This is a genomic window from Methylobacterium sp. V23 (assembly GCF_002917135.1).
In the GTDB taxonomy this organism is placed as follows: Bacteria; Pseudomonadota; Alphaproteobacteria; order Rhizobiales; family Beijerinckiaceae; genus Methylobacterium.
Genome location: NZ_PDHT01000025.1, coordinates 26,482 through 47,574, shown reverse-complemented (window position 1 = coordinate 47,574; position 21,093 = coordinate 26,482). Strand labels below are relative to the sequence as shown.

Annotated in this window: 20 protein-coding genes; 12 read left to right on the top strand and 8 right to left on the bottom strand. The window is 71.7% G+C overall.

The features are described 5' to 3' along the window. Nucleotides 1-141: 141 nt before the first annotated feature. The gene (locus CRT23_RS20375; RefSeq protein ID WP_103711522.1) at nt 142-1,731 is read left to right on the top strand and encodes an amidase family protein; all 1,590 of its coding nucleotides are present in this window, start codon (nt 142-144) and stop codon (nt 1,729-1,731) included. On the opposite strand, the gene CRT23_RS20370 is transcribed toward CRT23_RS20375, so the two are convergent. The 4 genes from CRT23_RS20370 to CRT23_RS20355 form a co-directional block, all read right to left on the bottom strand. Then, complete coding sequence (locus CRT23_RS20370; RefSeq protein ID WP_103711541.1) at nt 1,732-2,355, bottom strand: Fe-S cluster assembly protein HesB; 624 nt, start codon at nt 2,353-2,355, stop codon at nt 1,732-1,734. A gap of 74 nt (nt 2,356-2,429) precedes the next feature. Next, complete coding sequence (locus tag CRT23_RS20365; RefSeq protein ID WP_055957026.1) at nt 2,430-2,702, bottom strand: hypothetical protein; 273 nt, start codon at nt 2,700-2,702, stop codon at nt 2,430-2,432. A 538-nt stretch (nt 2,703-3,240) separates the two neighbouring features. Beyond that, nucleotides 3,241-4,242 (bottom strand): asparaginase, encoded by a 1,002-nt coding sequence (locus CRT23_RS20360; protein ID WP_103711540.1) that lies wholly within the window; start codon nt 4,240-4,242, stop codon nt 3,241-3,243. Between the two features lie 99 nt (nt 4,243-4,341). Then, nucleotides 4,342-4,719, bottom strand: a complete 378-nt coding sequence (locus CRT23_RS20355; protein ID WP_103711521.1) for a helix-turn-helix domain-containing protein — start codon at nt 4,717-4,719, stop codon at nt 4,342-4,344. A 134-nt stretch (nt 4,720-4,853) separates the two neighbouring features. Between CRT23_RS20355 and CRT23_RS20350 the strand changes: the two genes are divergently transcribed. The 10 genes from CRT23_RS20350 to ggt all read left to right on the top strand — a co-directional run bounded on the left by CRT23_RS20350 (nt 4,854) and on the right by ggt (nt 16,182). After that, nucleotides 4,854-5,918 carry an SDR family oxidoreductase gene (locus tag CRT23_RS20350; protein WP_103711520.1) on the top strand — a complete coding sequence of 355 codons (1,065 nt, stop codon included), beginning with the start codon at nt 4,854-4,856 and terminating at the stop codon, nt 5,916-5,918. Nucleotides 5,919-5,944: 26 nt separating this feature from the next. After that, the gene (locus CRT23_RS20345; protein ID WP_103711519.1) at nt 5,945-6,823 is read left to right on the top strand and encodes an EthD domain-containing protein; all 879 of its coding nucleotides are present in this window, start codon (nt 5,945-5,947) and stop codon (nt 6,821-6,823) included. Nucleotides 6,824-6,826: 3 nt separating this feature from the next. After that, nucleotides 6,827-6,958 (top strand): hypothetical protein, encoded by a 132-nt coding sequence (locus CRT23_RS29645; RefSeq protein WP_280951996.1) that lies wholly within the window; start codon nt 6,827-6,829, stop codon nt 6,956-6,958. A gap of 132 nt (nt 6,959-7,090) precedes the next feature. Next, on the top strand, nt 7,091-8,710 hold the full coding sequence (locus tag CRT23_RS20340) for a gamma-glutamyltransferase family protein (protein ID WP_103711518.1): 1,620 nt from the start codon (nt 7,091-7,093) through the stop codon (nt 8,708-8,710). Nucleotides 8,711-8,845: 135 nt separating this feature from the next. Beyond that, the gene (locus CRT23_RS20335) at nt 8,846-10,336 is read left to right on the top strand and encodes an ABC transporter substrate-binding protein (protein WP_103711517.1); all 1,491 of its coding nucleotides are present in this window, start codon (nt 8,846-8,848) and stop codon (nt 10,334-10,336) included. A 16-nt stretch (nt 10,337-10,352) separates the two neighbouring features. Beyond that, nucleotides 10,353-11,297, top strand: coding sequence for an ABC transporter permease (locus CRT23_RS20330; protein WP_055957014.1), 945 nt, complete (start codon nt 10,353-10,355; stop codon nt 11,295-11,297). A 349-nt stretch (nt 11,298-11,646) separates the two neighbouring features. Then, entirely contained in the window at nt 11,647-12,585 is a 939-nt protein-coding gene (locus tag CRT23_RS20325; RefSeq protein WP_103711539.1) for an ABC transporter permease, read from the top strand. Between the two features lie 2 nt (nt 12,586-12,587). Continuing rightward, on the top strand, nt 12,588-13,646 hold the full coding sequence (locus tag CRT23_RS20320) for an ABC transporter ATP-binding protein (protein WP_103711516.1): 1,059 nt from the start codon (nt 12,588-12,590) through the stop codon (nt 13,644-13,646). Then, nucleotides 13,643-14,572: an ATP-binding cassette domain-containing protein gene (locus CRT23_RS20315; protein ID WP_103711515.1), complete on the top strand. Its 930-nt coding sequence runs from the start codon at nt 13,643-13,645 to the stop codon at nt 14,570-14,572. The genes CRT23_RS20320 and CRT23_RS20315 overlap by 4 nt, the downstream gene beginning before the upstream one ends. A gap of 32 nt (nt 14,573-14,604) precedes the next feature. After that, nucleotides 14,605-16,182, top strand: a complete 1,578-nt coding sequence (ggt, locus tag CRT23_RS20310; RefSeq protein WP_103711514.1) for a gamma-glutamyltransferase — start codon at nt 14,605-14,607, stop codon at nt 16,180-16,182. 16 nt (nt 16,183-16,198) lie between these two features. Here the strand turns inward: ggt and CRT23_RS20305 are convergent, their stop codons facing one another. From CRT23_RS20305 to CRT23_RS20290, 4 genes are all read right to left on the bottom strand, one after another. Continuing rightward, the gene (locus CRT23_RS20305) at nt 16,199-17,137 is read right to left on the bottom strand and encodes a pirin family protein (RefSeq protein ID WP_103711513.1); all 939 of its coding nucleotides are present in this window, start codon (nt 17,135-17,137) and stop codon (nt 16,199-16,201) included. Nucleotides 17,138-17,313: 176 nt separating this feature from the next. Then, entirely contained in the window at nt 17,314-17,937 is a 624-nt protein-coding gene (locus tag CRT23_RS20300) for a response regulator (RefSeq protein ID WP_055957004.1), read from the bottom strand. Nucleotides 17,938-18,035: 98 nt separating this feature from the next. Beyond that, on the bottom strand, nt 18,036-18,455 hold the full coding sequence (locus CRT23_RS20295) for a response regulator (protein WP_103711512.1): 420 nt from the start codon (nt 18,453-18,455) through the stop codon (nt 18,036-18,038). Continuing rightward, nucleotides 18,448-19,962: an ATP-binding protein gene (locus CRT23_RS20290; RefSeq protein WP_146056438.1), complete on the bottom strand. Its 1,515-nt coding sequence runs from the start codon at nt 19,960-19,962 to the stop codon at nt 18,448-18,450. The genes CRT23_RS20295 and CRT23_RS20290 overlap by 8 nt, the downstream gene beginning before the upstream one ends. A gap of 143 nt (nt 19,963-20,105) precedes the next feature. Here CRT23_RS20290 and CRT23_RS20285 point away from each other — a divergent pair, with 143 nt between their 5' ends. Continuing rightward, on the top strand, nt 20,106-21,002 hold the full coding sequence (locus CRT23_RS20285) for an AraC family transcriptional regulator (RefSeq protein ID WP_103711510.1): 897 nt from the start codon (nt 20,106-20,108) through the stop codon (nt 21,000-21,002). Nucleotides 21,003-21,093: the final 91 nt, after the last annotated feature.

The following is a 21,093-nucleotide window of genomic DNA, read 5'->3' as shown; positions in this document are numbered from 1 at the left end:
GGATTCGGATCTCCTCGGGGCCGGCGCGCATCGTCCGGCGACGGGATCACCCGCGATCGGCCCGGCGTCAACGCAGCGGCTTGACCATCGCGGTCCGAAGCCTGCCTGATCGCGGGCCGTCTCGATCAGCACCGGAATGCCATGCCCCCGATCGCCTTCGCCAGATCCGCCTGCCTCGTCGCTCTCGCCGGCGCCGTCCTTGTCCAGGCCGACCCCGTCGCGGCACAGGCCCCGGCTCCGGCCCCCTTCCGGGTCGAGGACTCGACGATCGCCGGGGTCCGCGAGGCCCTCGCCTCCGGGCGGATCACCTGCCGCGGCCTGGTCCAGGGCTATCTCGACCGCATCGCCGCCTACGATCAGGCCGGCCCGAAGCTCGCGGCGATCCGGGCGCTGAACCCGCGGGCCCTGGCGCAGGCCGAGGCCTACGACGCGGACCGGGCAGCGGGCGCGGCCAAGCCCCTCGGCTGCGTGCCCCTGCTGCTGAAGGACAATTACGACACCGCCGAATTGCCGACCACCGGCGGCTCGGCCGCCCTCGCGGGAGCGCAGCCGGCGCAGGATGCCACCGCGGTGGCGCGCCTGCGCGCCGCCGGCGCCATCGTGCTGGCCAAGGCGAACATGCAGGAGCTCGCCCTCGGCGGGGTCTCGGTGAGTTCGCTGGGCGGCCAGGTCCGCAACCCCTACGACCTGACCCGTACCCCCGGCGGCTCCAGCGGCGGCGTCGGCGCGGGCATGGCCGCCGGCTTCGCCCTCGGGGGGCTCGGCAGCGACACCGTGAATTCGATCCGCTCGCCCGCCTCGGCCAACAACCTCGTGGGCCTGCGCGTCACCCAGGGGCTGATCAGTCTCGCGGGCATCATGCCGGTCTCGAAGACGCAGGACGCCATCGGGCCGATCACCCGCACGGTGGCGGATGCGGCGGCCCTGCTGCAGGCCATGGCCGGTACCGACCCGGCCGATCCCCTCACCGCCGCAGCCGCCGGCAAGGTCGCGCCGAGCTACGCCGCTGCGCTGAAGCCCGACGCCCTCAAGGGCGCGCGCCTCGGCGTCGTTCGGGTCCTGTTCGGGACCAAGCCGGAGCATGCGGAGGTCAACCGCGTCATGCAGACCGCCCTCGATGCCCTGGAGGCAGCGGGCGCCACCCTGGTGCGGATCGACGACCCGGCCTTCGAGGCCGACGCCCTCAACCGCGAGGACGACGTCCAGACCTACGAGTACAAGGCGCTGATGAACGGCTATCTGGCCTCGATCCCCAATGCGCCGCACAAGGACCTCGCCGGCATCCTGGCCTTGGGCCAGTTCCACCGCGCCGCTCTGGAGCCGTTCCTCAAGGCCGCCGAGGCGCGCCAGGACGGCATGGCCGAGCCCGAGTACAAGGCCCGTCTCGGGCGGATCGCCGCCTTCAAGGCCCATGTCGCCGAGGTCTTCGCGGCCCAAAAGCTCGACGCCCTGGTCTACCCGCTGCAGAAGCGGCTGGTGGTGCCCATCGGCGAACTCAACCAGGCGGATCGCAACGGGATCGTCGCGGGGCTGACGGGCTACCCGGCCATCGACGTCCCGGCGGGGTTCTCCGAGGCCAGCGCCACCGCGCCCGCGGGCGTGCCGGTCGGCATGGACCTGCTCGGTCAGCCCTGGAGCGAGGCGAAGCTCCTCGGCCTCGCCTACGCCTTCGAGCAGGCGACCAACCTGCGTCGTCTGCCGGCGAGCACGCCGCCGCTCGAGGCGCGCTGATCAGGCCACGAGGGTCGGGGCCGGCACGAGGTCCCGTACCCGCCACATCGCGCGGGCGAGGTGGGAGCGATAGGGTGCGAAGGGCTGGGTGAACGCCTGCGTGTCGGTGCAGCCCGTCAGGCGTCGGAGGCTGCCGACGGCGGCGACGTCGCCGGCCGGCCAGATGTCCGGGTCGTGATAGTGGAAGATGCCGATCATGTCGGCCGTCCACTGTCCCACGCCCTTGATGCTGCGCAGGATCGCCGCGCGTTCCGGGTGGGGCAGGGTGGCAAGGGTGGGACCGAACAGGCCCGCCTCGTCCGCGGCGCGGATGGCCTGCACGGCCCGCACCTTGGCGCCGGAGAGCCCGCAGCCGCGCAGGGTCTCTGCATGCGCTTCGACGAAGAGGTCGCGGGGTACCCCGTTCCGCAGGCGTGCCGCGTCCTCGACGCGGGCCCAGATCGCCGCTGCGGCACGGGTCGAGAGTTGCTGGTTCACGACTTCCAGGGCGAGGCGGTCCGCGACATGGGCGTGGGTCGGCGGATCGATCGGCACCGGCCCGAGATGCGCGAGGGCGTCGTGAAGCGACGCCGACAACCCCCGGGCGGTGGCCAGGAGGTGCAGGTGCGGTTCAGGGTCGGACATCATGCGGTCCGGCGGGGACGGAGCGAACGGACAGGAAAAGGCCTCGGCCCCACGAAGGGGCCGAGGCGGTCGGCTTAGCGGTCGCGGCGCTCGCGCGTGATCGTGGTGCGCTCCTCGCGACGCTCGATGCGGTCGTCGCGACGATCCGGATCGACACCGAGGACCCCGCCGACCGTACCGGTGGCCGCGCCGACGGCGCCGCCCACCACGCCGCCGATCGGGCCGGCTGCACGGTTGCCGTCCTCGACGCCACGCTCGGCGCCCCGGATGGTGCCCTGGGCCTGCGCAGTGCCCGCGAGGGCGACGGGGGTGAGCAGCAGGGCGGTGGCGATGACGAATGACTTCATGAAAGGAACCTCGCGTCGATGGTTTCGGATGGCCGGTCACGCCGTCGCGACCGGTTCGGCATGTCCCATCAACGGCCGAGACGCCGAAAGGTCGCAGAATTCATTGGAAGAGGCGCGGGAGCGCGAGGTTTCAGCGGGCGCGCCGATGTCGGTTCGCAAGTCTTCCTGGCTACCTCGCCCCATCGGCATCAGGGTGTCTGGCGTGGCCGGGAACGAGGCGGCCGGGCAGGAACGCGCCGTTCTTCCCCGCGCCTCTCACGGACGCTCTCCTGGTCATGCGGAAAGGCGTAGCGCTCCGCCCCGGCGGAGCTCGGGCCTGCCCGAGAGCTGTCGAGCCTGAGGGGGAGAGGGTTGGAGGTGCGGGTGGCTGAGCCGTCCGCCATGGACGGAGGCTTGCGGAACCATCCCACGCCTGAGCTCGCCCCGCGCGGGGAGAGGGACGTGCCCTACCGTCGAACCGGCCGCTCGGCCGATCCAGAGATCGGGATGGGCGTGCCCCGCGTGACATCCGCGGCCGTCGAGCGGCGCACCACCGAACTCAGTACGTCGCGAACATCGCGGCGATCTCGACCGGATCGCGGCTGCGGGTCAGCGCCAACGCGAGCAGGATCCGCGCCTTCTGCGGCGTCAGGTTGTCGGCGCTGAGGATGCCCCGCTCGCGCAGGCGCGTCGTGACCGGCACCACGCCGCTGCCGGCGCGGGTGGACTGGACCACCACCACCCCGGCGGCCACCGCCTCGGCCAGGGCGTCGGCCTCGCCCGGGGGCGTCATGCCGGGGGCGAGGCCCGCCGAGACGATGCCCAGCGCGCCGGCCGCCACGAAGGCGCGCACGGCGGTGCCGTCCGCGTCGGCATAGGCGTAGGCGACGTCGACCCGGGGCAGGGCGGCCAGCCCGTCCAAGGCGAACGGCGTATCCGGGGCATGCCGGCGCTCGGGGCGGCGGTAGTAGCGCACATGCGGTCCGTCGACGTGGCCGAGGACGCCGAAGTCCGGCGTGCGGAAGGTCTGCAGCCGGCCGACCGAGGTCTTCGTCACCTCGCGGGCCGCCTGGATCTCGTCGTTGAGCACCACCAGCACCCCGCGCCCGCGCGAGGCCGGGTCGGCGGCGACCCGCAGGGCCGCGACGAGGTTGAGCCCGGCGTCGCTCGACAGGGCGCTGATCGGGCGCTGGGCCCCGACGAGGACGACCGGGCAGGCCACCGTCAGGGTCAGGCCGAGGGCGTAGGCGGTCTCCTCCAGGGTCGCGGTGCCGTGCCCGATGACGATGCCGGCAAGGTCGGGATGGGCCTCGGCGAGCTCCGCGCAGAGGGCGGCGAGGGCGCGCCACTCGGCGAAGCCGATGGCGGGGCTCGGCACCGCGCGGAACGGTACCGCGATCACCTCGGCGACGCGGCCCGCCTCGGGCACCCGCTCGAGGATCGCGTCGGCCGCGAGGCGTTGCCCGGTGGCGGTGTAGTCGAGGACGTCGAGGGAATCCCAGCCGAGGGACGAGATCGTCCCGCCCGTGCCGATGAAGGCCACCTTGGATCGTGTCGCCATCGTGTCGTCGTCTCCGTCCACCTGCGCGCATCGGCGGGCCCCCGTGGGGCGCCCGGGCGGGCCCCCATGCAGGAGACTTGCCGGAGCGGGCCTCGCCCGTCAGCGGCGGGAGGTCGGACGGGGCTTCAGGTCGTCGAGGGCATCGGCATTGGCCCGACCCCAGGCGTAGAGAAGCTCCACCGGCTCGACGAAGCGGCCGCCGAGGGGGGTGAGGCGATACTCCACCGCGGGCGGTACCGTGCCGGCCACGTGCCGGGTCAGGAGCCCGCTCGACTCCATGTCCCGCAGGGTCTGGGTCAGCATCTTCTTCGAGATGCCCGGCAGGCTGCGCTGGAGGATACCGGTGCGGGCCCGGCCGGCATGGCGGGCGTGCAGGGTGTGCAGCACCATGCTGGTCCACTTGGTCGCGAACAGTTCGAGCACCCGGCGCGGCGCGCAGTCCTCGCGCCAGGCCTCGTCCGCGCTCAGCCTCTCCATGGTCGTTGCCCCCTGGGTGGGTACCGTTGGGTGCCTAGGACCCCAATCGGTGCCGTCTGGTCAGGGGCGGACTGTCTCCATAGGTCGGTCGTCAGATCAAGCCAGAGACTTCCATGACCAGGACGGAGACTTCCATGACCAGGACGGCCCTCATCGCCGGCGTCAGCGGCATCGTCGGCAACAACCTCGCCCGCCACCTCGTCGCGGAGGGCTGGTCCGTGGCCGGCCTCGCCCGGCGCCCGCCGGCCGACATCGCCGGCGTGACCCCGGTGGCCGCCGACCTCCTCGACCCCGAGAGCCTGCGCGGCGCGCTGGCGGACGTCCGCCCCACCGACGTCTTCATCACGACCTGGCTGCGCCAGGAGACGGAGGCCGAGAACATCCGCGTCAACGGCGCGATGGTGCGCAACCTCCTCGACGCCCTGCGGCCGAACGGGGGCGTGGACCATGTCGGCCTGGTCACCGGCCTCAAGCACTATCTCGGACCGTTCGAGGCCTACGGGAAGGGCACGCTGCCGGCCACGCCGTTCCGCGAGGACCAGGGCCGCCTCGACGTCGAGAACTTCTACTATGCGCAGGAGGACGAGGTCTTCGCCGCCGCGGCGCGGGACGGCTTCGGCTGGAGCGTGCACCGGCCCCACACCATCATCGGCTACGCGCTCGGCAACGCCATGAACATGGGCGTGACCCTGGCGGTCTACGCCACGCTCTGCCGCGAGACCGGCCGCCCGTTCCGCTTCCCGGGCTCGGCCGCCCAGTGGAACGGGCTCACCGACATGACGGATGCGCGCATTCTCGCGCGCCAGCTCGCCTGGGCCGCGACCACGCCGGCGGCCCGCAACGAGGCCTTCAACATCGTCAACGGCGACGTCTTCCGCTGGAGCTGGATGTGGGGCCGGATCGCCGACTGGTTCGGCGTGGAGCCGGCGCCCTTCGACGGCGCGATCCTCCCCCTGGAGCAGCAGATGGACGGGGCCGCCCCGCTCTGGGCCGAGCTCGCGGCCCGGCACGGCCTCAAGGAGACCGATCTCGGACGCCTCGCCTCGGCCTGGCACACGGATGCGGATCTCGGCCGGCCGATCGAGGTCGTCACCGACATGAGCAAGAGCCGGCGCCTCGGCTTCCTCGACTACCAGGCCACCGACGACGCGTTCTTCGACCTGTTCGCACGCCTGCGGGCCGAGCGGGTCATTCCGTGACATCCGCCCCCGGCGAAGGAGCCCGCATGACAGACCGGACCGCCCCGGACCTCGCCCGCTCGGACATGCTGCAGCGGCCGCCCCACGGAGCAGCCACCCGCGCGACGACGAGGCCCCTGATCGTCACCCCGACCTTCGTCTCGCGCAGCGACGACTCCCCCCTGGAGCGGCGCCCGCGCGACCCGGGATCGAATGTCGGCCGGGACGGGCGGTCGGCGATGCGCCCCGACCGCCATCCCGAGGCCGTGGCGCTGGAGCCCGATCCCAACCTCGCCTTCGAGCACTGGGACGCGTACTGGCGGAAGGTGCACGGGCCCAAATTCGCCTACGCGGAGCCCGGAACCCAGAACGACCGCGTGCTGCGCTACGACCAGGTCCACCGGGTCGCATCCGGGCCATCCTCCGGCTTCCGGCCGCCCTACCGGGCGATGGTGGAGGCCGAGGGCAGGCTGGTGTCCGATCCGGCCGCGCGGGTGCCGGCCTACCGGCGCCCGAGCTTCGACGGCTTCGCCTACATCGCCTACGCGGAGACCGACGACATCGCGGCGGTGCTCGGCCAGGAGCAGTACGCGGCCCGCATCGTCGCGGACGAGCGGACCGCCTTTCGCATGGTCACCCGCGAGGTGGCGCGGGAATACATACTCATCCCGAGCGCGCGCCACCGCGACCCGGTCAGCCTCGTGAAGATCCACCGACGCCGGGCGCACCTCTCCCGCACCGCGTTCCAGGAGGCCTGGCTCGGGGCCCAGGCCGACCTGGTCTGCGCCCAGAAAGCGACCGCGCGGTACGTTCGCCGCTATGCCCAGCTGCATCCGTTCGGGTCGACCCAGGCCGATCCCGAGGGCTCCAGGATCGACGGAATTTCGGTCCTGTCCTTCGACTCCCTCAACGACGTCGAAGATTAACTGGTGACGCCCGACCATGCGGTGATCGAGGCGGCGGAGAATGCGCTCGCCGATCCGGAGACATCCGAGTTCTGGACGGCGATCAACTACAGCGTCATCAACCGCCTGATGCCGGAACTGGCGACGGATCGCTGAGGAAGAGCCGCCGCGGCGGCTCACTCACCTTGCCGGACCTTCGATTTCTCGCGTCGAAAATTCTTCGACTTGGCGGACCCGGCGTTTGTCTCCATCATCGCCGGATCCCCCGATGCGTGAGGCCGCGATCCGATGAAGCCGTTCGACTGGACCACCGGCTACCCCACCGTGCGGATGCCGATCTTCGGCCGCAACATGGTCTCGACCTCGCACGCCCTCGCGGCCCAGGCCGGCATCCGCATGCTCTGGCAGGGCGGCAACGCGGTGGACGCCGCCATCGCCACGGCGGCGGCCAAGACCATCACCGAGCCCTGCAGCAACGGCCTCGGGTCGGACGCCTTCTGCATCCTGTGGGACGGGCGGCAGCTGCACGGCCTCAACGCCTCCGGCGGGGCACCGGCGGCCTGGACCCCCGACTACTTCACCCGGAAATACGGTGCGGCCGAGCGGCCGCCCATGCGAGGCTGGGATTCCGTGACGGTGCCGGGCGCCGTCGCGGCCTGGATGGCCCTGAGCGAGCGCTTCGGGAAGCTGCCCTTCGCCGACCTTCTGCAGCCCGCCATCGACATCGCCGAGCGCGGCTACCTCGCGCCGGTGGTGGTGCAGCAGAAATGGGCCGCGGCTGCGCGGGTCGCGGACCTCGTGCGGCAGCCGGGCTTCGCCGAGACCTTTCTGCCCCACGGTCGCGCCCCGCACGTGGGCGAGCGCGTCACCCTGCCGGGCATCGCCCGGGCCCTGCGGGCGATCGCGGAGACGAAGGGGCGCGCCTTCTACGAGGGCGAGATCGCCGAGGCCATGGCCCGGCACGCCGCCGCCCATGGGGGCGCCATGACGATGGCCGATCTCGCGGCCTTCCGGCCCGAATGGGTGACGCCGACGGCCAAGGACTACCGGGGCTATACGCTCCACGAAATCCCGCCGAACGGGCAGGGCATCGCCGCCCAGATCGCCCTGGGGATCCTCGAATCCTTCGATCTGGCGGGTCTGGCCCCGGATGGCCCGGAGGCGCAGCACCTCCAGATCGAGGCGATGAAGCTCGCCTTCGCCGACACCTACCGCTACGTCTCCGACGCGCGCAGCATGGAGGTGACCCCGGAGGCGATGCTCGATCCGGCCTACCTGGCGGCGCGGGCGAGGCTGATCGACCGGCACCGTGCCCAGGAGTTCGGCGCCGGCAACCCGGTCCGGGGCGGCACCATCTACCTCACCGCCGCCGACGAATCCGGCATGATGGTGAGCTTCATCCAGTCGAACTTCATGGGCTTCGGCTCCGGCGTGGTCGTGCCCGAATGGGGCCTGTCCCTGCAGAACCGCGGCTACGGCTTCGTTCTGGACGAGGCCAGCCCCAACGTGGTGGCGCCCGGCAAGCGGCCCTTCCACACCATCATCCCGGGTTTCCTCACCCAGGGCGGAGCGCCGGTGATGAGCTTCGGCGTCATGGGCGGCAACATGCAGCCTCAGGGCCACCTGCAGACCCTGGTGCGGATGATCGACCACGGCCAGAACCCGCAGGCCGCCTGCGACGCGCCGCGCTGGCGCTTCAATGCCGGGCTCGAGATCAACGCCGAGGCGGCGATGCCGGCCGCGACCCTGCAGGGCCTGGTGGAGCGCGGCCACCGGGTCGACGTGATCGAGGACAGCTACCAGGATTTCGGGGCCGGCCAATTCATCTGGCGGATGGGTGACCCCGGCACCGAGGGGTATGTCGGCGCCAGCGATCCCCGGCGTGACGGACAGGTGGCGGTCTGGTGAGGCCGGGTCGTTGCCAAGCGGTTCGCTGGCACAGATAATGTATACACTTTCGAACGTCTTCCCGGTTCGCGCCGATCCGCCCTCCCGTGCGGCGGATCTGCGATCCGGACCGATCCCAGTTCTGAAGGAAGCTTGATGCTGCGTCTGTTCGCTGCCGGCCTCGTCGCGGGCATTGCCGCGCTCTCTCCTGTCCAGGCGCAGACCCTGCGCTTCGGCCTGATGGAGGACCCGGACGCCCTCGACCCGACGCTGGCGCGCACCTTCACCAGCCGCATGGTCTTCGCCGCGATGTGCGACAAGCTCGTGGATATCGGGCCCGACCTGAAGCCGGTGCCGCAGCTCGCCACCGGCTGGAGCCTGTCGGAGGACCAGAAGACGCTCACCATGACCCTGCGGCCGGGCGTGCGGTTCCATGACGGCGAGAAGCTCGACGCGGCGGCGGCGAAGTACAGCATCGAGCGCCACCTGAAGCTGCCCGGCTCGCAGAGGCGCGGCGAGATCGCGCCGATCGACCGGGTCGAGGTCGTCGACGACCTGACCTTCAAGATTTTTCTCAAGACGCCGTTCGCGCCCCTGATGGCGCAGTTCACGGATCGGGCCGGGATGATGGTCTCGCCCAAGGCCGCCGAGCGCCTGGGCGACAAGTTCTCCACCGCCCCCGTCTGCGCCGGGCCGTTCAAGTTCGTCGAGCGGGTGCCGCAGGACCGGATCGTGGTCGAGCGCTTCGACGATTACTGGAACAAGGACCAGATCCACCTCAAGCGCATCGAGTTCCGGCCGATCCCCGACGGCACCGTGCGGTTGACCAACCTGCGGGCCGGCCAGCTCGAACTCCTGGAGCGCCTGACCCCCACCGACCTGCCGCAGGTGACCCGCGACTCGAAGCTCAAGATCGGCTCGACCATCGAGCTCGGCTTCCAGTCGATCGTCTTCAATCCGAATAGGGCCGGCTCGGCCATGGCCGACCCGCGCGTGCGCGCCGCCTTCGACCTCGCCATCGACCGCAACGCCCTGAACCAGGTGGTGTTCAGCGGCGAGTTCCTGCCCGGCAACCAATGGGTCTCGCCCAAGCACCCGGCCTACGTGAAGGACTATCCCCTGCCGAAGCGGGACGTCGCCAAGGCCAAGGCCCTGCTGGCGGAGGCCGGCATCCCGAAGCCGTCCGTCACCCTGACGGTCTACGCCAACAACGAGGCGCCGCAGGTGGGGCAGGTCATCCAGGCGATGACCCGCGAGGCCGGCTTCGACGTGAAGCTCCAGGCCACCGACTTCACCACCGCGCTGGACGCCGCGGACAAGGGCAACTTCGACGCCTACCTCTACTCCTGGAGCGGCCGGCCCGACCCGGACGGCAACACCTTCAGCTTCCTGGCCTGCAAGACGCCCCTGAACTACGCCCGCTACTGCAACCCGGAAGCGGATGCGGCGCTCGCCGCCGAGCGCGCCACGGTCGATCCGGCCCAACGGGCCGAGGCCTGGAAGCATCTGGCCGACCGGGTCATGGCCGACCGGCCGCTGATCTACCTGTTCCACCGCAAGCTGTTCTGGGCCTACAGCAACAAGCTCACCGGCTTCACGCCCTATCCCGACGGCCTCGTGCGCTTCACCGGCCTGACGCTGAACTGAGGCGGGAGCCCGGCTGATGCTGCGCTTCCTCGTCCAGCGCCTGGCGCTCGCGATTCCCACCCTGGTGATCGCCTCGATGATCATCTTCACCCTGCAGCAACTGCTGCCGGGCGACACAGCCACCGCCCTGTCGGGCGAGGAGCGCGACCCCGAGGTCATCGCCTTCATCCGGCAGAAGTACCACCTCGATCAGCCGCTTCCCGTGCGCTACGCCCTCTGGGCCGGCGGCGTGCTCCAGGGCGATCTCGGCGAGTCGATCCGCCTGCAGAAGCCGGTCATCGACCTCGTGATCGAGAAGCTGCCGGTCACCCTGGAGCTCGCCTGCCTCGCCATGCTGGTGGCCCTGGTGATCGGCGTGCCGATGGGCATCCTCTCGGCGGTCAAGCGCGGTACCGCCGCCGATACCCTGGCCAACGGCATCGCCCTGTGGGGCCTGTCGGTGCCGAACTTCTGGCTCGGCATCCTCATGATCCTGCTGTTCTCGGTCCAGCTCGGCTGGCTCCCGGCCTCCGGCTACGTCTCGCCCTTCGAGAGCCTGTCCGAGAACCTGCGCTCCATGGCGATGCCGGCCTTCGTCCTCGGCAACGCCATCGCGGCGGTGATGATGCGCCACACCCGGGCGGCGATGCTGGGCGTGCTCGGCTCGGACTACGTCCGCACCGCCCGGGCCAAGGGCGTCTCGCCGTTGCGCCTGATCCTGCGCCACGCCCTGCCCAATGCCGCGATCCCGATCATCACCCTGGGCGCCCTCGAATTCGGGCAGCTCCTGTCCGGCGCCGTGCTCACCGAGCAGGTCTTCTCGGTGCCGGGCTTCGGTAAGCTGATGGTCGATGCCGTGTTCAACCGCGACTACGCCACCGTGCAGGGCGTCGTGATCTGCACCGCCACCACCTACGTCCTCCTCAACCTCGCGGCCGACCTCCTCGCGGCCTTCGTCAACCCGAAGCTGAGGCGCGCGTGAGCATGGCGGCACTTCCCCTGCACCGGCATTCCCCCGATTCTTGCGCCTCCGAATCACGCGCCTCCGATTTCCGCGCGGGTGTCCCCCGTTCCGGGCACGGTGATCGCGCGCACGCGGCATTCTCCGAAAACAGGCCTTGCGGCACCGCGTCATCCCGGGGCCGCGCCGCGGAGCCCGGGATCGGGACACGCAGGTGGTGCGAGGTTTCAGGCCGTCGGCGTCCCTGGAGGCCGGGCTCGCCTGCGGCGCCCCGGAACGACGCGGTGCCGGGATCTGGGATCGCCTTCGCTTCCGGAAGCGCGAGCCCGACGTGCCGACCCCGCGGGGACGACATGCGTCGGAGGCGTCGATGACCAAGGCCGTCATCGCTCCGCCCGTCATCGCTCCGCCCGTCATCTCTCCGACCGGCGTCGCCCTGCCGTCTGCCGCGCCCCCGCTCCGCAGCGAGCCCGGTCCGATCCGCGCATTCTGGGCGCGCCTGACCGCACGGCGGACCGCCATGGTCGGCCTCGTGATCGTGGTGGCGCTGATCCTGATGGCGGTCTTCGCCGACTGGATCGCGCCCTACGATCCCATCGCCACCGACTGGGGCGCCATCCGCGCCGCCCCCAGCTGGGCGCACCCGTTCGGCACCGATGAGGTCGGGCACGACGTGCTCTCGCGCATCGTCTTCGGGGCGCGGGCCTCCCTGGGGGCGGGCCTGACCTCGGTGGCCCTCGCGGTGGCCCTCGGCCTGCCGTTCGGGCTGCTGGCCGGTTATGCCGGGGGCGTGATCGACATGGTGATCATGCGCCTGACCGACGCGTTGCTGGCGATCCCGTTCCTGATCCTCGCCATCGCGCTCGCAGCCTTCCTCGGCCCGAGCCTGACCAACGCCATGGTGGCGATCGGCCTCTCGGCGACCTCGACCTTCGTGCGCCTGACGCGGGCGCAGGTGCAGGCGGTGGCGGCGGAGGAGTTCGTCGAGGCTGCCCGTGCCGTCGGCAATCCGCCCTGGCGCATCGCCATCCGCCACATCGTGCCGAACATCGTGCCGGCGATCCTGGTTCAGGCGACCCTGACCATCGCGGCCGCGATCATCGCCGAGGCCAGCCTGTCCTTCCTCGGCCTCGGACAGCAGCCGCCCGAGCCGTCCTGGGGCTCCATGCTCAACGTCGCCAAGAACTTCCTCGAGCAGGCGCCCTGGATGGCGATCTGGCCCGGCGCCTCGATCTTCCTCGCGGTGCTGGCCTTCAATCTGCTCGGCGACGGCCTGCGCGACGCCCTCGATCCCCGGCAGAGGACCTGACGATGGTGCGAGAAGCTCCGGCGCAGGAAAATGCGGCGCAGGCGAAGCCGACCCTGCTCGACGTCCGTGACCTCGCCGTCGCCTTCGACAGCGAGGGCGGCGCGGTCCACGCGGTCAACGGCGTGTCCTATACCCTCGCCGAGGGCGAGACCCTCGGCATCGTCGGCGAATCCGGGTCCGGCAAGAGCGTGCACGTGCTGGCGATGCTGGGCCTGATCCCGCGTCCGCCCGGCCGCATCACCGGCGGACAGGTGCTGTTCGAGGGGCGCGACCTCCTCGCCCTGCCGGAGCGCGCGCTGCGGACGGTGCGCGGCGGGCAGATCGGCTTCGTGTTCCAGGACCCGATGAGCTCGCTCAACCCCGGCATGACGGTGGCCGCGCAGATCATCGAGCCCCTGCGCATCCATCTCGGGCTCGACGGCCGCGCCGCCCGCGCCCGGGCCCGGGACCTCCTCGACCTCGTGCGCATTCCCCAGGCCGGGGCGCGCCTCGACCAATATCCGCACGAGTTCTCCGGCGGCCAGCGCCAGCGGGTGATGATCGCCATCGGCCTGTCCTGCCGCCCGAAGCTGCTCATCGCCGACGAGGCGACGACGGCCCTCGACGTCACCGTGCAGGCGGAGATCATCGCCCTGGTGCAGGAGCTGAAGCGCGAGATCGGCATGGCGATCGTCTGGATCACCCACGATCTCGGCGTGGTGGCCGGCATCGCCGACACCGTGCAGGTGATGTATGCCGGCCGCATCCTCGAGCGCGGCCCGGTGGACGACATTTTCCGCGATCCACGGAGTGCGTATACGCTCGGGCTCCTGCGCTCGCTGCCAGATCTGAGCCGCGGCCGGGCCGGGCGCCGGCGCCTGCACCAGATCGAGGGGGCGCCCCCCGACATGCGCTACCCGCCGCCGGGCGACCCCTTCGCCGCGCGCAACGTCTACGCGACCGCACGCTGCCTCGCCGAGGCGCCGCCCCTGGTCCAGGCCCCCGGCGCCGCGCCGGGCCACCTCGTGGCCGCCTGGTACGATCTGCCGGCGCGCCTCGCCGCCGAGGAGGCCGCCCGATGAGGCCCGAACCCGCCGACCGCTACCCGCTGCTCTCGGTACGAAATCTCAGCAAGCACTACCCCTTGCGCAGCTGGTGGGGCGGAAAGGGCTCGGTGTTCCGGGCGGTGGAGGATGTCAGCTTCGACATCCGGCCCGGCGAGACTCTCGGCCTCGTGGGCGAGTCCGGCTCGGGCAAGTCCACCATCGGCCGCGCCGTCACCATGCTGAACCCGCCCAGCGCCGGCACCGTCGCGTTCGAGGGCACCGACCTCGCCAAGCTCTCCGCCGGAGAGATGCGCCGGATGCGCGCCCGCATCCAGATGGTGTTCCAGGACCCCTACGCCGCCCTCAACCCGCGCATGAGCATCGGCGACTACGTGGCCGAGCCGTTCCGGCTGCACCGGCCCGGCATGGCGCGGGCCGAGCGCCGCGACGAGGTCGAGGGCCTGCTGGCCCGGGTCGGGCTCGATCCGCGCTTCGCCCAGCGCTACCCGCACCAGTTCTCCGGCGGTCAGCGCCAGCGCATCTGCATCGCCCGCGCCATCGCGCTGAAACCGAGCTTCATCGTCGCCGACGAGCCGATCGCCGCCCTCGACGTCTCGATCCAGGCCCAGGTCGTGAACCTGCTGCAGGACCTGCAGGACGAGCTCGGCATCTCGTACCTGTTCATCTCCCACGACCTGCGCATGGTGCGCTACCTGTGCCAGCGCGTCGCCGTGCTCTGGCACGGCCGGGTGGTGGAGCTCGCCGAGGCGGACGCGCTCTACGAGGACCCGCGCCACCCCTACACCCGGCGCCTCCTCAGCGCGGTGCCGGTGCCGAACCCCGTGGAGGAGCGCGCCCGCCTGCGCGCCGCCTCCCTCCTGCCCACGGCCGACCCGGATGCCACGGGCGGCCTGGTCGAGGTCGCCCCCGGCCACTGGGTCGCCGACACCCGCTACGCCTGATCCTCCAGGATTCGATTCAAGGACCCGACGCCGTGAGAGATTTCTCGAAACCGGGCCGCTCGCCCGTCTATGCCGCCCAGGCCGCGGTCGCGACCTCCCACCCGCTCGCCTCGCTGGCGGCCATCGAGATCCTGAAGGCGGGGGGTAACGCCGTCGACGCCGCCATCGCGGCGGTGGCGGTGCAGGGCGTGGTCGAGCCGGCCATGACCGGGATCGGCGGCGACTGCTTCGCCCTCTACGCCCCGAAGGGCGCTGCCGTGCCGATCACGCTGGACGGCTCCGGCCGCAGCCCCGCGGCCGCGCACGATGCCTGGTACGTCGAGAACGACGTGGCCATCGAGGCAACTTCGCCGCATGCGGTCACGGTACCGGGCGCCATCGCGGCCTGGGCACGGCTGCTCGCCGACCACGGCACCCGCAGCCTCGGTGAACTGCTGCAGCCCGCGATCCGCTACGCCGAGGACGGCTACGCGGTCCAGCCGCGGGTCGCCTACGACTGGGCGCGCAACCGCGACAAGCTGCGGGCCGATCCGGGCTCGGCCGCCGCCTACCTGGTCGACGGGGAGGCGCCGAAGGTCGGCACGATCATGCGCCACCCGAAGCTCGCCGCCACCTTGCGGCGCATCGCCGAGCACGGCGCCGCCGGCTTCTACGAAGGCCCCGTGGCCGAGGACATGGTCGCGCGCCTGCGCGACCTGGGCGGCCTGCACACCCTCGAGGACTTCGCCAGCGCCGCGCCCGAATACGTGACGCCGATCTCGACCCGCTACCGCGGCTACGACGTCTACGAGTGTCCGCCGAGCGGCCAGGGCCTCGCCGCCCTGATGATGCTCAACGTGATGTCGCAGTACGATGTCGGCGCGCTCGGCGAGCTCGACCGGGTCCACCTCTTCGCCGAGGCCTGCAAGCAGGCCTACCACCACCGCGACGCGCTCTTCGCCGATCCGGTGGTGAACGCCGTGCCGGTCGAGCACCTGCTCTCCCAGGCCTGGCAGGCGCGGGCGCACGGCGCCATCGACATGGCCCGTGCCCAGGCGCCGGTGCTGTGGCCGGAGATCCGCCACACCGACACGGTCTACCTCTGCGTGGTCGACCGCGACGGCAACGCGATCTCGCTGATCAACTCGATCTTCCAGGGCTTCGGCAGCGGCATCACCGCGCCGGAGAGCGGCGTGCTGCTGCACAATCGCGGCTTCTCGTTCCGGGTCGAGCCGGGTCATCCCAACACCATCGCGCCGCGCAAGCGGCCGATGCACACCATCATCCCCGGCATGCTGATGCGCGACGGCGCGGTGGTGGCGCCCTTCGGCGTGATGGGAGGGCACTATCAGGCCATGGGCCACGTCGAACTGCTCACCGGCATCATCGACCGGGGCCTCGACGTGCAGGAGGCGCTGGATGCCCCGCGCAGCTTCGCCTATGGCGGCGGCGTCGAGTTCGAGGCCGGCTTCGCCCCGGGGCTCGCCGAGGGGCTGGCCGCCCGCGGTCACATCACGGTGCCGGCCCCGGTCCCGATCGGCGGCGGCCAGATCATCTGGATCGACCCGGCGACGGGCATGCGTGCCGCCGGATCCGATCCGCGCAAGGACGGCTGCGCCCTCGGCTACTGAGGCGCGGGAAACCGGCTCACGGGTAGCGCACCGGCGCCGGCTGCTCGGGCAGGGGGATGAACTCGGATTCCCCCGGCACGGTGTCGAAGCGGGCTTGGCGCCAATCCTCCTTGGCCTGCTCGATCCGCTCGGGCCGCGAGGAGACGAAGTTCCACCAGAGATGGCGCGGGCCGTCCATCGGCTCGCCGCCCAGGACCATGAAGCGGGCGGTCTCGGTCGCCCGCACGCTGATCCGGTCGCCCGGCCGGAAGACGAGGAGCTGGCCCGGGCCGAATCCGTCCCCCGCGATCGCGATGGCGCCCGAGACCGTGTAGATCGCGCGCTCGTCGTAGGTCGGGTCGAGGGGCAGCACCGCGCCGGCCTCGAGCCGCACGTCGGCATAGACCATCGGGCTCGACGTCCGCACCGGCGATTTCGCCCCGAAGGCCTCGCCGGCGATCAGCCGGACGGTCTTGCCCTCGCCGGCGAGGATCGGCAGCGCATCCGCCTCGTAATGCTCGAAGGCCGGTGCGGTCTCCTCGTCCTTGCCGCTCAGCGCGACCCAGCTCTGGAGACCGAACAGGGTCGAGCCGGTCCGACGCAGGTCCGAACCGGTGCGCTCGGAATGGGTGATGCCGCGCCCGGCCGTCATCCAGTTCAGCTCGCCCGGCCGGATCGGCAGCGCGGTGCCGAGGCTGTCCCGGTGCATGATCTCGCCCTCGAACAGGTAGGTCACCGTCGACAGGCCGATATGCGGGTGGGGGCGCACGTCCATGCCCTGGCCGAGCAGGAACTCGGACGGGCCCATTTGGTCGAAGAAGATGAACGGGCCGACCATCCGGCACTCGGTCGACGGCAGGGCACGCCGCACCGCGAAGGAGCCGAGGTCCCGCGAGCGCGGCACGATCAGGGTCTTGATCGCGTCGCAGCTGAAGGGGTCGCCCGGGATCGGGTCGTCCGCACTGTGCCAGCTCATTCGATGTCCTCCTGCGTCAGGGCCGCCAAGCCGGACCGGTACCGCGCCGACCGTCGCGCCGGGCGTGCCGAGCCTAGCACGCGAGGCGGCTCCGGGTGCGGGCCGGTGACCTGTGGGGACGGGGGGACGGGATGGCTTGTCGAATCCGGCTTTGCTTTGAACCTTCGCGCCGTGCCTCAGCGCTGGCGGGTCGCCGCCACGCCGATCTGGTCGGCCATGCGCACGAGGTCGGCCAGGGACCGGGCCTGCATCTTCTCCATCACCCGCCGCTTGTGGACCTTGGCGGTGATCTCGGTGATCCCGAGTTCGGCGGCGATCTGCTTGTTCATCAGGCCGCCGATGGCGCAGCGCAGGACGTCCAGTTCGCGCGGGGTCAGGGCCTGCAGGCGCTCGGCCACGGCCTCCCGGGCGCGATGGGCTTCCAGGGCCGCCGCATCGGCTGCGAGGGCCCGGTGCACGGCGTCGAGCAGAACCTCGGCCACCACCGGCTTCGTGAGGAACTCGCTCGCGCCGCCGCGCATCGCCCGCACCGTCATCGGGATGGTGCCGAAGCCGGTCAGGAAGATGATCGGCACGGTGCTGCCGGCCGAACGCAGGGCTTCCTGGACCGAGAGGCCGTTCTCCCCGGCAAGTCGAACGTCGAGGAGGATGCATTCCGGTGCGGTCCGGACCCGTGTCGCGGCGAGTCCAGCGGCATCTCCGTGACCGACCGCAAGCAATCCGCTCGACCGGCACAGGCGCATCAGCGCGCAGCGCAGGGCCGGATCATCGTCGACGATATGGACGGTCGCTTCGGACATCTTCCAGAGGAGTGCGAATATGCAGGGCTGGCTTACAAGATACGGACCAACCCGGTGCATCATCTGCGGCTTGGCCACTGCTGATCTTGGCCTGCCTATCACGGGTCGCGCGTGATGCCGAGGACGCTGCCCAGGCAGTGTTCGAACTGCTCGGCGTCGAAGGGCTTGGCGAGGTAGGCGAAGGCGCCCGAGGCCAGCGCCCGCGCGCGGCTGGCCTCGCTGGGATAGGCCGTCATCACGATGACGGGCAGCGTCGGCCGGCGCAGGTGCAGGAGGCGCAGGAGGTCGAGACCGCTCAGGCCCGGCATCTGCACGTCCGTGACGACGACGGCGATCCCCGCATCGTCCGCCGCCTCAAGGAGCGGCTCGGCCCCCGCGAAGGGAGCCGGGGCGTAGCCGAGGGAGCGGGTGAGCCGCGACAGGGCCGAGCGGATCGCCGGGTCGTCGTCCACGATGGCGACGACGGGCGCTCGCGGCGCCGCGTTCCGGGTGGAATCGCCCGCCGCGGATTCAGCCATGGGCGGGCCCGACGACCGGGAGGGTGAAGTGGAAGGCGGCCCCGCCTCCGGGCGCGGCATCGGCCCAGATGTCGCCGCCATGCGCATCGATGAGGTTGCGGCAGATCGCGAGCCCCATGCCCATCCCGCCCGCCTTGGTCGAGTGGAACGGCTCGAAGATCCGGGCGCGCCGCTCGGGCGCGATGCCGGGGCCGGTATCGCTGACGTCGACCGCCACCGCGTCGCCCGTGGCCCGGATCGTCACGGTGACGTCGCGCGGTCCGTCCCCCTCCGCCATCGCCTGGGCGGCGTTCAGGAGCAGGTTCACGAAGACCTGCTGCAGGCCGATCGCATCGGCGTCGATCCAGGGGATGTTCCCCTCCGCCGCGATGTGGACGGCGGCCCGGTGCAGGCGCAGCTCGCCCTCGACGAGCAGGTTCGCGTCGCGGGCCGCCTGGAGGAGATCGACGGCGGCGGAGGCGCGCGGGGCGTTGCCGAGATAGGACCGGGTCCGGGCGATCACGTCGCGGGCGCGGGTCGCCTCGGTCACGACGTCGTCGAGGGCCGCCGAGGCTTCGCCTATCTCCGGCACCGGGCGCCGCAGCCAGCGGGCGGCGGCCTGTGCGTTGGCCAGGATGGCCGCCAGGGGCGAATTGACCTCATGGGCGATGGAGGCGCTCAGCGCTCCCACCGTGGTGATGCGCGAGGCGCGCGCGAGCGCGGTGTCGGCCAGGGCGAAGCGCTTCTGGGCCTGCTTAAAGGCCGTGACGTCGAGGGCCGTCACGACGATCTCGGAGAAGCCGGCCAGGTCCCGGGGCAGCATGGCGGTGAACAGCATGTCGACCTCGCTGCCGTCGGCGCGCACCACGTGGGCTTCCGAGCGGAAGAAGCGGTCGCCCCGGCCGAAGGCCACCAGCCACTGCACGAAGGTCTGGTCGGTGTCCGGCAGGAGACGGTCCAGGGGACCCAGAAAGGCGTCCTTGCCGGAGGCGCCCGTCTCCTCGACCGTGAAGCCGTTCACGTCGGTGACGATGACCTGCCGGCGCAGGGCACGCAGCGCCTCCGGCCGGCTGGCGAAGTGGGATTCGATGTCCACGGTGCCGGCCCGGCGCAGGGCCATCACCGCCTCGCCCGCCGCCGTCCAGTCCTCGCGCCACATCGAGATGCCGGAGCGCTCAAAGATGGCCGCCAGGCGCGTCTCGCTGATCCGGTGCCGCTGTGCCTGTCGGGCCGCCAGGGCGAGGGCTGCGCCCCCTGCCACGAGGGCGAGCCCGATCAACACCGCGGCCGATGCGCCGCCCCCGGCCGCGGCGGCCCAGCCCGCGAGGCCGGCGAGGCCCAGGGGCGGCAGGATCAGCAGGGCCGCCGTGCCGACGGCCGCCGCCCAGGCCCGGCGCGGCCCCGTCGGTGCGGCCAGCATCCAGGCCGGCAGGTCGTCGCTGCCGATGGGCCCGTCATGGGCCGAGGCGGAGGCCCGGCTCGGCCAGCGGGAAAAGACCTGCCGCGACAGCGCCTGTCGCGACAGCATGGGGCCTGAGAACCGTTGCCGCGAGAAACCGTGCCGCATGCACCTCATCCACCGGGGCCCGCCAGGATAGCGGGCCCGCGCCCGGGGGTCTCCGATACACCTGTATAATGGCGCGCCCGGCGCATGGATTGCACGTTGCGGGCATGGATCTGCATCGGCACAGCGCGCACAAGTTTCCCCATGCCGGCCTGCTTGCGACCTCCCGGGGCCGGCAGTGGCAGGGCGTCGCGGCGGAGTTGCGCGCGCACCCGGCCGGCGACCTTCCGGCGATCGTGCCGACCCAGATGGAGATCACCCTGGCGACCCGCCGCATCCCGGGCGCGCATGTCAGCCGCAAGGGCGCCGGCCTCCGCCAGCGGACGGCGGTCGAGGCGGGGACGATCTGGCTCTGCCCCGTCGGCGTCGGGGAGGACGACATCAACATCTCGGCCCCGTTGAGCGAGATCCTGCACATCTACCTGCCGGCCGAGCGCTTCGCGGCCCTGGCGAACCTCTACGGCGATGCCCGCATCCGCGCCGACACCGTGCGTTACCTCGCCGATGTCCCGGACCCGCTCATCCGCCAGATCGGGCTGTCGATCCTGAGCGAGCTCATCCAGGAATCCTCGGCCGGCCGGATGATGGTGGAGGCGGCGGCCCTCGCCCTCACGGCCCGGGTGGCACAGGCCTACGGGCATGACCGTCCGGACGGTGCCGATGCGGCCGGTGGCGATCACGGCTGTCCCGAGCGCATCCAGCGGGCGATCGCCTTCATCCGCGACAACCTCGATCGCGACCTCAGCGTGACCGAACTCGCCGCCGCCGCCTGCCTCAGCCCGTTTCACTTCGCGCGCCTGTTCAAGCGCGTCACCGGCAAGACGCCCTACGGTTTCGTCAGCGCCGAGCGCCTGGCCCGCGCCCGCCGGCTCCTGGCCGAGCGCAGGCTGCCGCTGGTGGACGTCGCCCTCTCGTCCGGCTTCTCGAGCCAGGCCGCCTTCAGCACCGCGTTCAAGCGGGTCACGGGCTGCACGCCGGGGGAATACCGCCAGCTCTCGCCCTGAGGCGACCCGGCAAACAGCAGGATCGCGGAACGGCCGAGCAAGTCTGCGAAAGACCCTTGCCGCACCCCGCCGGCATGGTGTCCTCACCCGA